Here is a 12,796-nt window from a genome sequence, read left to right as displayed (position 1 = left end):
TCATCGATTAACGGCATTTTCTCGTTGCTATTACATTGTCTCTTTTCGCGAATTGAAGAGGGGGCAGTGTGGTTAAATTAACGCAGTGGGTTGTTCTTTTATTTGTGAGCATCCCTTTTTCGGTTTACAGCGCCCCTGCAAATAAAATCTCCATCTCTGGCTTGCCTGAGCCTTTAGAAAAAAACCTGACCTATCATCTGGAGTCTCTGGACAGTGATTCGATGACCAAAATGGGCAATGTAAAACTGACTAAAATCGTCAACGAAGCCCTTAATCCATTTGGTTACTATCATCCAACCGCTAAACTGATGCGTGTCGATGACAAAGAGATAAAACTGCAGGTTTCCACTGGCCCTATCACTACTATCCAAGAGTCCGATATTATTGTATCGGGTCAAGCATCCACTAATCCTGAGTTATTGAAGATAGTAGAGCAAAGCAACCTCAAGCAGGGCCAAGCCTTGCACCATCAAGAGTACGATAGCCTGAAGAGTAAGATTCAATCCTTTGCCTTGAGCCACGGTTATCTGGATGGTCAATTCACAATGACACGTCTGGAGGTCATACCCAGCACCAACGAAGCCAATATCCGTATTCATTTTAATAGTGGTGAACAGTACTATTTTGGAGATACCAGCATCTCGAATAGCCAGATCGAAGATGAACGACTGGTTAATCTTAAAGACTTTGAGCAAGGTGAACCGTTTGATGTGGTGAAGCTCAGTGAATATCAAACGTCACTCTCTGAAACTGGGTGGTTTAGCGCCATCGATGTTCATCCGAATTATGCTTCAACAGCCGAACTGGAAGTGCCAGTAGAGGTTACCGTTGCACCACGCTCGAAAAATATTGTTGAAGTCGGTGGTGGCTACTCCTCTGATATGGGAGTAAGGGTTTCATTGGGTTGGGCTCAGCCGTGGTATAACGCTAGAGGACATAGCTTCCAGAGTGCCGTGAGTGTTTCACAACCCGAGCAGTCATTATTGCTGGGCTACAAGATCCCGACGCGAGATATCCTAAATGACTACTACGGTATCAAGTTTGAAACGACGCATTTGGACTATCTAGATACGTTAAGTCTTGCAAGCGACCTTACCTTTGAAAAGCACTGGAAGCTAGACAATGACTGGCAGAGCACTGTATATGTAAAGTTCTTGTATGAGGACTATCAACAGGCGATGGATGAGGGTTTATCTCGCCTATTGATGCCAGGGATTTCATTCTCTTATGTGGATAAGCAGCAAGACAATAAGCGAATTAAACACAAGCACATTTACGCCATTGAGTACTCTGATTCTCGTGTGGTGTCAGATACGCAGATATTACGCCTAACTGGAGAAACGGCATTGTCATGGGCTATCAGTGATAATCAAAGGCTCAATTTTAGAGTAAGTATGGGGGCAAATATCTCTGATGACCTATCAGATATTCCCTCTTCTTTGCGTTTCTTTGCTGGTGGCGACGGTAGCCTGCGAGGGTATGATTATGAGTCCATCTCTCCGGTGGATGAGAATGGAGAGCTTAAAGGTGCTCCTTATATGTTGAGCTCAGGCCTTGAATATCAACATCGTATATTGGATGCGTTTTGGATTGGCGGTTTTGTGGATGTCGGTGATGCCTTTGAATCTAAGTTTGATGCAAAGGTGGGGACGGGGCTTAGTGTGATTTGGGAATCTGGCTTTGTGCCGATCAAACTCGATGTGGCCCACGGGTTGGACGCAGATAGAGGCGATCAGTGGAAGGTTTACCTTTCCCTTGGTGCGCAGTTTTAGGGCGGTTTATAGAATCAAGGTATTGGTACGCGTCATTCTCGCCCAGGTCATTCCCCAGGGCTTTTCTGGGCCAGTTCTGGGACAGCACACTGGTCGGGAATCTGTTTCTGTGCAATTCAACTGAAGAGGTCCCCGATAAAACACTTCGGGGACGACGGGGGCACTAAGCCAACTCGAACGCACGGGTCATTCCCAAGGGCTTTTCTGGGCCAGCACACTGGTCGGGAATCTATCCTAAAACATAGACTTGGTGAGCTAACAAGTTCAATCACAGGTTAGCTCATGATAAATTGACACAACAAGATTTGTACATGACTGCCACTCCCAAAGGAGCTCATTTTGCTGCTAAAAACTGCTTTGCTTGTCATTGGTATGCTTTCGACGCCCCTCTATGCGATAGAAGATTTGCAGTGCCTTGAAAATAAGAAAAACGACAGCACTGAACAAAGCAGAACGAGTGACTTTTCAAGTTTAGAAGGCTGGGGACGGCATTTCTCTGAAGCGCACTCAGCTCAAATAGTGGATGATCCTTTAAATGAGAATAACACTGCGTTAAGAGTCACGCTGCGGGAAGGTGATGCCTATGAAACTCGCTCTGGAGAGCATTTTCGGGCGGAGGTCTATGAGCGCTATAAAGCGCCATTTGAAGAACCTATGTACTACCGTTTCAAAGTTTTGATACCCGATGAATGGGAGTTTGCCGATGTACGAGCGTTGATTGCGCAATGGCATGGCACTCCAGACCTTCATCTAGGTGAAATAAGCCGAAGCCCAAACCTGGGTATAGAGCTTCGTAACGACCGCTTTCTTATTCGCAGTCAGACGAGCGATCTCGCCATTAATAAACACAACAAACAAGGTATGAACCGAACACAACACTTCCACAGTGAGTCTGTACAGAGGAATCACTGGTATACCTTCGAAGTACAAGTGAAATGGACTTATCAAGATAGCGGTTATTTAAGAATCTCTATTGATGGAGAGGAAGTAGTTAACCACCAAGGCGCAACAAGCTATCGCGATTGCATTGGGCCCTATTTTAAAATGGGAATATATCGTGATGACACGCCAAATACCTTTCAAATCTATTTCGACGACTATCATCGAGCGTTGCTAAGTGAGCGTTGAGCAGCTAAGTATTTGATAGCTTGTGCACTGATTGAATGTGGCGAATGCGCGGAGTTCTTTGGCTAAGGCTTCATCAAAATTGTCTCGGTGGGTGAATGCTTTTTCAATATACAGGTTGGTCACTTGCAATGTAGATGTGGATTTTTCCACACGGCAGTCTGCTCTTCCTATCAGCTTCCCATCCCAGGCGATCGGTAAACAAAAGTAGCCAAATTTGCGCTTGGCAGCAGGAACGTAGCACTCTAACTGGTAGTCAAAATCAAACAGCTGACTAATTCGCTTTCTTTGAATAAGCACATTGTCGAATGGAGAGAGTAGGTGAACCCTGTTTCGCGACAGCCGCTTGTTGAGTCGCTCTAGTGAACTGGTTGTCGTGTAAAACTGTTGATTTATCACCGACACCTGCTCAATCTGCTTTGATTCTAATAACTCATTTAACGATTGTTGGATTAAGGCTTTTGAACCATTGAGCAGATACGACATTTCTGAAAGGGTGCCTATGCCGTGCGCTTTTAGATAATTAAGTACAAGAAACTCACCGTATTCTGTTTCGGATGGCATAGATGTGTCTATATCATCGGGCAGAACACTCTCTGTTAAGTCGTACACCTTATGGAAGTTACGTCGCTCGGCTATCATCAAATCGCCTTGCATGTACAAAAGCTCTAGCGCTTGCTTGGTGGGTTTGCTTTCCCATCCGGTGTGTTTCAGTACCTTTGATTCAAAGTCCTTCGCCATTAAAGGACCTTCGGCTTTGATCTTATCTAAAACGCTACGCATCAGTGCTTCATCTTTTTTATACCAATGTTTTTGCTGTCCCGACCTGAAGGTGCGCTTGCGGGGTAGGGTATAGCGAAAGTTTTTCATCGGAAGATAAGAAGCCGCATGAGACCAATATTCGAATAGGTCTTTACTGGCGACTAACTGATCGAGATGTGCTGGCTGGTATTTTGCGTTACGACTCCAAAGCACGTGGTGATGTGCGCGCTGAACCACTGAGATGGTATCAATTTGCACATAGCCGATTTGTTGGATTGAACCAAGAATGTTTGTGGCAACCACTCCTTTGGGAGTGGCTGAGCATAACCCTTGGGAAAGCAACGCGAGTTTTTGCGCTTCAGATTGAGATAGATGAATCATAGAGGCGCGCTTTATCCATGGGAGTGAGACCTTGTTTAGTGAGTATAGGTCGAGATCACAAGCCGCAAAGCGTTAGCGAATATCGGTGATGACTCGGCCATCTTGTAGTTTCTCTTCTAATTCAGCGCTATCCAGCATTTGCCCTAGTGGGGAATGTGGCGTAATTACCACGACATCTTGTTCAAGCTTATAGCCACCACAAATAGGTAAAAACCAGCAAACCATTTTATTGTCGATAGTCACTAGTGCGCCAATATCTATCCCGTCATCTTCATCAAAATCACGAAACACCATTGAACTCAGTTGGTTTATCATGGCGTCGCAATCTGCTACCCGCTGGGACTGACCGTGAGCTAAGTATGCTGCTTCTAACCCTACGGTGTCGTATTGGGTTTCAGCGACGCTTTGTTCATGTGTGGCAGCATCGTGAGCACTTTCTGCAGCCGCCAAGGCAATTTCTCGTTGACGATTTAGGGTGCTTAATAAGCTTTGACGTAATTGCTCTTTATCGATCATAGTGTTTAATTTATTGACGAAACATAGTGATAGCGGATTTTAAAGCATAGTACGGGTTACATACAGCGATTAAAAACGATAAGCCATTTTCAACATTGGGCCAAAGAATCGATAGTCTACCTTTAGGCTAGTATGCTCAGCTTCGTATCCTACGCCCAGATCGTAATAGTTAAACGATGCGGTAACGCTAAAGTTGTCGGTAACGTAATAGCGTGCTGCCATTTCCAGTTCATACATCCAGCCTGAGATCTCATCGTATTGTAAATAAAAGGCATGAACGTGGCTTTTTAGCAAAATGTCATCGCGTATCTTATGCTCCACCAAAAATCCGAGATTGGGTAATGGAGCTGTTATGCCACTATCAAAGCCCTCTGCGACTAACGCTGCCTCGGAGGATGCATTTTCATGGGCTTCTACGTCAATTTCTCCGCGCATGCCAAGCTCTAGCTTGGTGACATGAAAGCCAGCCAAAAAGTGGACATCCAAATGTTCAGAGTTGTAAAAACGATAACCGTAACCCAGACGCATAATATCTATATTGAGTGAGGTGAGCAGGTTAGCCTCGCCACCGATGGTATAGGTGTGCCCCTCAAGCGTAAGCTGAAAAGGTCGTGCGACATAATCTTGATACCCATTCCGATGTAGGCTGCGCCAATCGAAATAAATCTGATGGTTGCTGTTAAAGCGATATTCAAGATTTAGATAGGGCAGAACATCATCATGGGGAAGGTTCAGTTCCGATTCAAAATTAAGGTCGACATATTCTTGGTGTAGGGGGTCAAATACCTCGATGTCAGTACTGGTCTTGGACAAGAAGGCACCAATTTCAATCTCAAAGCTTCCGGCAGAAGTCACTGGAGTGAACAAGGCTGAGCACAATAGTGCAATTAATCGATTTGAAAAGAAAACGCCCTTCACCGGCCTTTACCTCTGCGCTCGTTAAGTTACAAACAGTTAAACGTGTGCGCTCTCATCGAGAGCGCAAGCACTGCAAAGTTAAGGGGGATTAAAGCTCTGACTCGCCATTCATCTTTCGGAATATCCAATTGGTTGCTTTATGCATACTGCTGTAGTTTGGATCTTTGATGGTGACAGTATCGCCTGAATACCAAACAGGCTTCATCTCTTTGTTCAGGGCTACCTGCCAGTACAACTCTTTCTTCTTGCTTAATAAGTAGTGTTCGATTTGCTTGGCAAATTCAGGGCTGTGAACAAACACGCCAAATTCGATATTTAGATTGTCAGAACGAGGGTCGAAGTTAGATGAACCTATGTAGGTCAGTTTGCTATCTAAGATGACGGTCTTGTTGTGATAGTAAGTGTCCGCATGGTAGTAGTGATCCTCGTTGATCGCGTCGTCTTTGTACTCCAAAAGATTCACACCTTTTTTTAGCAATGTAGTGCGATGTTCTTCGTAATACGCAGGTATAAAGCCTGAGTCATTAGATGCTGATGAGTTAGTGATCAGCGTAACGTCAGTGTTGTTGTTTGTGAGCCTATCTATGGTTCTAAACTCGCCGTCTGACGGCACTATGTAAGGCGTTGAGATAATAGCGGTTTTAGCATTATCTAAATATTCACCAATGGTACGCTCTGCGCGAGTTCTGAAATATGGCTTGTTGTCATGTAGCTTGTGAAGCGAATCAAATACCGGTGTAACCTCAACAGAGATGGCGTTTGGCTGCTCTAGTTGATCGACACTGCGCTCAATAACCGCCAATATTTCAGGGTTCTTTTTGCTAGCTTTGGCATACGCTTTGTCAAACGTCGCGAAATCCGAGCCCTGTTTTACAGAGATGAGTTCATTGATCGGTGTCACGTACTCACTGTGCCAAAGGGATTCATAGTTGTTGGCGAACGGCTTGATGATGTCACCTGTGAACAGGGTATCCATATCAAAGAAGTTTGCGTCTTTATTGAATCCAAAATACTCATCACCAATGTTTCGGCCGCCAAGGATCATCGAGTGGTGATCAACATTGAAGTACTTTTCATGTAGACGGTTATCTAGCTGTTTTTGATTACCAGCGAAGTCGAACACACGACCAATCCAACCTATTTTTCTTGAGTTGAAAGGATTGAATATCTTGATCTGAATGTTGTCATGTTTGCTAAGCTCCGCAAGCCATTTCTCGTTAAAGATCAATAGGTCATCAAGCGTAAGACGTACCTGAACGCCACGATCAGCCGCTTGCTTGAGTTCATCAAGAAGCATCAAACCAAGGGTGTTTTTGTCCCAAGAGAAATAGGTCATATCGATAGACGTTGTGGCATTGCGCACAAGGTCAACGCGACGTGCAAAGGCTTCATCTGCGGTTGGAATTAGGTAAGCCTCGGCTTGATATTCTTCGGTTTTCCAACTTGCTTCGAAGCTTTGTTCCACTTCAGGGAAAGGCTGGGCACATCCTGTGACCAAAGCAACCAGCATAAAGGCGCACGCTGTCTTTAGTTTGCTAAGTGTCATAATAAACCTGCATTAAATCGTGAAATCTGGATATAAAAACGGCCAGCAAGCTGGCCGTTACAGTAGGATGAATCTCGGATGTGCTTAGTTTAGGTACCACTGCCAAGGCATAAGACCTTGCTCTTCTAAACCGGTTAGGCGACCTTGACGAAGCTTTGGATCAACACCAGGGTTCGTCACGTAGTCCCAATCGTAAGTGGTAGTGTCGCTAAAGCCTTCCGCTTCGATAACAAGCACGTTGTCAGCAGAATCGCTGTACTGGTAGTTAGTAAACAATTCTTCGCTAAACCATAGGCGTGACATTTCGTTCATTAATGCTTTCTCGCCTGTGTTTGGGTGGATCTCGCTACCATCAAAGCGTACTGCTTTGTTGAACATAAATGGCAGTTCTGAGCCGTTACATGCACCGCTGATACAACCAATCGTCTTGAATAGGTCTAGGATTGAAAGCTCACCGTACTGTCCAGTTTCTTCATCTTGCGCTGTGTTGTAGTTCCACATGTTGAAACTAGGTTTTTTGTCAAAGCGATATAGAGTCGCAGCTTCAGTGCTGTTTGCCGCCATATGACGTGCTGGGCCGTTGAACAGCGTATCGTTTAGCATGGTTTTAAACTGTGCCATGTTTGCCGTTGCACCGCCTAAAGCCGCTTCTGAGTTAGGGTAGAAGTCTGTTAGGTTAAGAGCTGTTTTGACTTCGTCATGCCCTGTCAGCTCAATGCTAGTTGCGGCTACAACACAACTAAGGATCCCTAGAGTATCTTCTTCTGATAGACAGTCCAAAGCCGCATCATCTATGTCGATAAATGTATCAAGGCCCCAGAACAACTGTGTTACGGCGCTGTACGCTGTTAATGACAACCCAGCGTTTGTCGCAAGGTCATTTGTATCCATCTGACTTAGTTCTCGCTCTACCTTAGCTTGGTTTTCTGCGTCGTCTAACCACTCAACTAGATTCATAGCTAAAGCCTTTGGCTCAACGTTTTCTACAAGAGCAGGTTCCTCATCTGTAATCAGTTCGATGATAGTTGGAATCAAGAATGTCACGCTGAACAACATACCAAAGCTGTTTGCTTCGCTTGCGTTGTTGCCTAGTACACTTGGTACAGTGAGCTCAGTCTGCATTGGAGACTTAGCAGACTCGCTGCAAGAGCCGAGTAGACTGGTTTTTTCACACTGTATGTAAGGAGCAAACGGCATCAATGTAGACATCGGAGTGTTGTCTGACTTTGGACCTATCTCAATATCAGGTACTAGAGGAACCGGTACTGAAACTGAAAGTGAAAGAGAACTCAGTAACCAGTTCTTTAGCTGCTCAAGGCCATTAAGAGCCGTTTTTTGTGATGCCATGATCTCATCAATTGAGGTTTCAGCTGTGAACTCTTGGCTACGGTCTTTAGCAACGTCATAGCTTGGGTATTCAAAGCCATACGGATTACTTTGCATGATTGCACGCTGGAAGTAGTTACCAGAGATGTTGTCATCTTGCTGTAGAAGTCCAACAGACATAGCGCCAGAGCCTTGACCAATAACGGTTACGTTGTCAATATCACCACCGAAGCTTGCGATGTTGTCGTGCACCCACTCAAGAGCGCGCTTTTGATCGCCAAGACCATAGTTGCCGTCAACATTAGTGCCTTTAACCCACTGCGTGCCTAGCTGACCTAAACGGTAGTTCAAGCTAATGTAGATGAATGGCTTGCTGTCATCGCTACCTTGAGCAACCACAGTATCACCGTGAACTAGTACTTCTGAACCAGAACCATATTCAAAATCACCACCGTGAATAAACACGTATACCGGCAAATTTTCACCTGCATCAGCGCCAGCAGGACGCCAGATGTTTAGGTTCAAGCAGTCTTCGCTTTGGTCTTGTATCGTTGAACGAACTTGCATACATGCATCGCCAAATGCCGTGGCATTAACGTTTTCTTCTAGCTCTTTTGTGATGCTGTGCGCAAAGCGAGTTTGTGTGGCGTACTCGATGCCTTTAAAAGTCTCAACGTTAACGCGCTTCTCTTCACCTTCAAGTGTTGTAATAACCACAGATTCTTTCATTGCATCGATAATTGAGTCGCCGATTTCTAATGAAATTTTTTCAGCTGGCAATGGCTGCATTGGCTCTGGGTTCTCAGGCATCGGTACGGTAGCGTCTACGTCGGTGTAACAACCTGCAAGAGATGCGCTGATTGCGATAGCAACTAGAGAACGGTGTAATAAGGTCATAATTTTTTCCACATTCAATATTCAGTTTGGAGTACTTTTTAAGTAACGCCGCTATGTAAACAATCGAATTTGGCGCTCTCAGTCCTTTGCGCTATTCGAACTTCTGTTTCTTAGGCGTTATAGTACGTTGCGATTCATGATTCGTTGAATCGCTTATGTCGGATTGAATCCTACGTTTATCGCAGCTTGTTATTTCAAGCTGCGAGCGAGGACTATTCTTATTTAAGCGGGAGGCTAGAAGCGGTACCCAAGGTTTAAAGTCATTGAGTCGCGCGTTTCACCTTTGTTGAATAGGAAAGACATTTGGTAGTGCTTTCCAAACTGTTTATTGACGCCTACTAGAGCAGCCCATTGGTTAAGGTCAACGCCAACGTCGTAGTCAAATTCGATGCTATCTGTAACAACAGTACCCTGCATGCGAGATTTCAGGCCTTGGTATTCAGCACCTACGAATATTTGTGCGCGGTAATCAACTAGCTGATAGCCCAGCATTGGCTGTACAGTAATGATGCCATCGCCCCAGCTGTCGCCACCTTCAATACGAGTAGTTGAGTACGTACCTGTTACCGATGCAAAGAATTCTCTATAACCTACAGATAGAGTGGTACCGACACCAACTAGGTCATATTTTAGTTTTAGTGGTACGTTAAGGCGCCCAGGGTTACACGCGACAGCCAAGCTCTCACAGAACCCGTCGCCTAAACCTGGCATTTTGTCATTCAGCATTTCTTGAATTTTCTCACCAGCTGCGCCTGTGTAGCCTGCATCTACGTTTGCATTTACGTTGATTTTCCCTACGTAACCAAATACGTTCCAAAACGGTAGGATGTTAACGTCACCGCGAAGCGTGAGAGACTCCGCTGTCACAGTAGCAAACGTATCTTCTGGATCGAAAAACTCATTGAGTCGCACACCACCAATGATGAAATCATTTGTCGGTAAGGTCATGTCTTGGTTTCGGTATGCCATAGAGATACCGAAAGGCAGAGGTAGATCGATACCTTGACGAACGACCATATCCCCCATTAATGGGAAGACGCGATCTACTTCAACACGCTCTTCAATAAGACGAGGATCAGAGGCCTCTGTCAGACGAGCTTCATCGATAATATCTACGCCGTCGCCATCATATAGCGCAATTGGCACCACGGTTTCTAGGATGTTTACCGGTTTTTTGCCTTTCTTACCAATTTTCTCAACACGCTTTTCTACCATCAGTAATTTGCCTGACTTTAAAGTCATGAAGTTGATCTGCTGGCGATAAGTTTCAATGTTGTAGCCATCCAATTTAAAAGGAGAGCGGTTGCTGATGACCATTTGCTTTGGTTGACCATCAACGATTAATACCTCTACTTTCATAAAACGGAAGTAAGCAATATCTTGTGGTAAACCGTATTTTGAGTAGTTAAAAGAAATAACCACATGGCCATTTTCTAGCTCGGTCGCTTCAATGGAAGAAGGATCGTAGCTCTGCGCCCAGTTGCGAAGGCGGTATTGAGTGCGAGTACTGTTTTCAATCTCTTCTATAGCATCAAAATGTTTATCTAGTTTGCTTGCATCATGTTTAATACGAAGGTCAATGTTACCTTTCTGGTCAGTACTTTTTACTAGGTATACAGACGATTTTCGAGATTCGTCACCGATCTTGATCGTACGATCAACTTGTTCAACAAGTTGCTCATCCAAAGCCAAAGAACTGATGCCCAGTTTTGGCAGGTCGTTATCGATACCATAATGAGCAAAGATCTCTTTGCCTTTTAGGTCTGGGTTGAACGCAATCGCATTGTCAGCCATTGCATTAAAAGAACAGGCCAGCATCGCTGAAGCAATGATGGTAAGAACAGAACGTTTTGCTACTTGTTTTAATACGTTAAACATTGATATTCACTTTTACTTGTCAGAACCTCAAACCTATGAGCATTCAGAAATTTAAACTTTTCATCGAACACCCTTCGTTCGACGGAATGACAAGTCCACTCACTGACCGTTAGCCAGGAAAACCGTGTGGGTTATTGCCGTATAAATTAACTGTGGAGCGGATATTAGAGGCAAATCACGGTTTGTATTAATCCCATATGTAGGACGCAACCCTCCAATAACAAAAAAGGGCGCTTGCTAATAAAGAGGGAATAAAAACTAGGGGAAGAGCATGAATATTTTTGAAAAATAGTATGTGGAGTGTTTTTAAATATTGCTCTGCAGATTGAATTGTAGGGTTATGTCCTACACTGGCGATTATTACTACTGGTAACGTTCAATTATTATTCGCGTCAGTTAAGCCACAGCCAATAAATTGCTGGTGGCATTTTTATCGACAAACCTTAGAGGCTTGCCATGACGCGTAAATCAAACATTCTCACCGTTGTACTACTGTCCGTTTCTGTAGCGGCCTGTAGCACTACACACACTTTGGATAAGCGTGTTACTGAAGACAACTATAAGGAAGTAACCTTGGATACCAATGTAAAGTTTGAAGAACCTTTGCGTTTCTGGGCATCAGAGAAGCCAGATTTTCTCTATGACCAAAATACTCAAACAACACCGATTACAGTTAAGGGTGACACTCTAAATATTCTTGCTCTATCCGGTGGTGGTGCTAACGGCGCATTTGGCGCAGGTGTATTGATGGGGCTTGCTGATAAAGGTGAGCTTAAAGACTATTCTGTTATCACTGGAATTAGTGCTGGAGCATTGATCGCTCCCTTTGTCTTTGTTGGTGGCGATGAAGTAGAACGTTTGGAAGACGTAATCTTAGGCATTAATGATAAAGAAGTGTTGGGCAAAAAGAATTTTTTAAATACGATTTTCAAGGATGCGTTTACCGATGGTGATAGTTTTATTGAATTTATTGCCAAATCTTACCCTGAGGAAATGATAGATAAAATTGCGCTACAACATAGGAAGGGCAAACGTATATTTATAGGCTCTACACATCTTGATTCTGGGGAATTAATGGTTTGGAATTTGGGCGCTATTGCAAATAGCGAACTTCCAAACAGAGTGGAACTGGTACACAAAGTATTAGCAAGCAGTGCTTCGATTCCTGGCGTATTTCCACCGCAGTTCTTCAATGTTCGTGATGAGCAAACCGTATTAGAAGAAATGCACGTAGATGGTGGATTGGCGGCGCAAGTGTTCTATAACCCTTCTAGCTTTGACTACCAGTTGGTATCTGAGAGCCTTGGATTGGAAGCAACGCCACAACTTGATGTAATTCGTAATGGACTGCTTAAGTCTCCATACAAACCGGTAAACGATAAAGGTGTTGCCTTGCTGACTAAGAGCCTATCAGGCTTAACTATGATGCAGACTCGCGGCGATATGTATCGAATGAAGTATCTGAGTGAGACAGATGGTTTAGAAATGCAGTTTACTTACATTGACCAAGACTTTTCAGAGGCTAAGCAATCTAAAGACTTGTTTGATCTTGATTACATGAAGGCTATCTATCAGTACGGTTACGATAAAGCCGTCACTGGAGAACTTTGGGAAACGGAAGTACCCCAGTAGGTATATAAAAACACCCTCTTAGCCAATACGTATATAGTGGCAA

At 44.2% G+C, this 12,796-nt stretch carries 9 protein-coding genes; 3 read left to right on the top strand and 6 right to left on the bottom strand.

Going from position 1 to position 12,796, the window contains the following annotated elements:
• The first annotated feature begins 68 nt into the window (after positions 1-68).
• Positions 69-1,772, top strand: coding sequence for an autotransporter assembly complex protein TamA (locus OCU35_RS16880; RefSeq protein ID WP_261826002.1), 1,704 nt, complete (start codon positions 69-71; stop codon positions 1,770-1,772).
• 339 nt (positions 1,773-2,111) lie between these two features.
• Positions 2,112-2,900 carry a polysaccharide lyase gene (locus tag OCU35_RS16875; RefSeq protein WP_261826001.1) on the top strand — a complete coding sequence of 263 codons (789 nt, stop codon included), beginning with the start codon at positions 2,112-2,114 and terminating at the stop codon, positions 2,898-2,900.
• Here OCU35_RS16875 and OCU35_RS16870 read toward each other — a convergent pair.
• From OCU35_RS16870 to OCU35_RS16845, 6 genes are all read right to left on the bottom strand, one after another.
• Positions 2,886-4,040: a winged helix-turn-helix domain-containing protein gene (locus OCU35_RS16870; RefSeq protein WP_261826000.1), complete on the bottom strand. Its 1,155-nt coding sequence runs from the start codon at positions 4,038-4,040 to the stop codon at positions 2,886-2,888. The genes OCU35_RS16875 and OCU35_RS16870 overlap by 15 nt on opposite strands.
• A 72-nt stretch (positions 4,041-4,112) precedes the next feature.
• Complete coding sequence (locus OCU35_RS16865; protein WP_065210583.1) at positions 4,113-4,556, bottom strand: hypothetical protein; 444 nt, start codon at positions 4,554-4,556, stop codon at positions 4,113-4,115.
• 69 nt (positions 4,557-4,625) lie between these two features.
• Positions 4,626-5,474, bottom strand: a complete 849-nt coding sequence (locus OCU35_RS16860; RefSeq protein ID WP_261825999.1) for an outer membrane beta-barrel protein — start codon at positions 5,472-5,474, stop codon at positions 4,626-4,628.
• Between the two features lie 88 nt (positions 5,475-5,562).
• On the bottom strand, positions 5,563-7,020 hold the full coding sequence (locus OCU35_RS16855; RefSeq protein ID WP_261825998.1) for a phospholipase D family protein: 1,458 nt from the start codon (positions 7,018-7,020) through the stop codon (positions 5,563-5,565).
• Positions 7,021-7,104: 84 nt separating this feature from the next.
• Positions 7,105-9,243: a carboxylesterase family protein gene (locus OCU35_RS16850; protein WP_017027890.1), complete on the bottom strand. Its 2,139-nt coding sequence runs from the start codon at positions 9,241-9,243 to the stop codon at positions 7,105-7,107.
• Positions 9,244-9,477: 234 nt separating this feature from the next.
• On the bottom strand, positions 9,478-11,127 hold the full coding sequence (locus tag OCU35_RS16845; RefSeq protein ID WP_390208485.1) for a hypothetical protein: 1,650 nt from the start codon (positions 11,125-11,127) through the stop codon (positions 9,478-9,480).
• Positions 11,128-11,577: 450 nt separating this feature from the next.
• Between OCU35_RS16845 and OCU35_RS16840 the strand changes: the two genes are divergently transcribed.
• Positions 11,578-12,753 (top strand): patatin-like phospholipase family protein, encoded by a 1,176-nt coding sequence (locus OCU35_RS16840; RefSeq protein ID WP_261825997.1) that lies wholly within the window; start codon positions 11,578-11,580, stop codon positions 12,751-12,753.
• Positions 12,754-12,796: the final 43 nt, after the last annotated feature.

This window comes from Vibrio breoganii (genome assembly GCF_024346795.1).
GTDB classification, from domain to species: Bacteria; Pseudomonadota; Gammaproteobacteria; order Enterobacterales; family Vibrionaceae; genus Vibrio; species Vibrio breoganii.
This window is presented reverse-complemented; position numbering and strand designations above follow the sequence as displayed.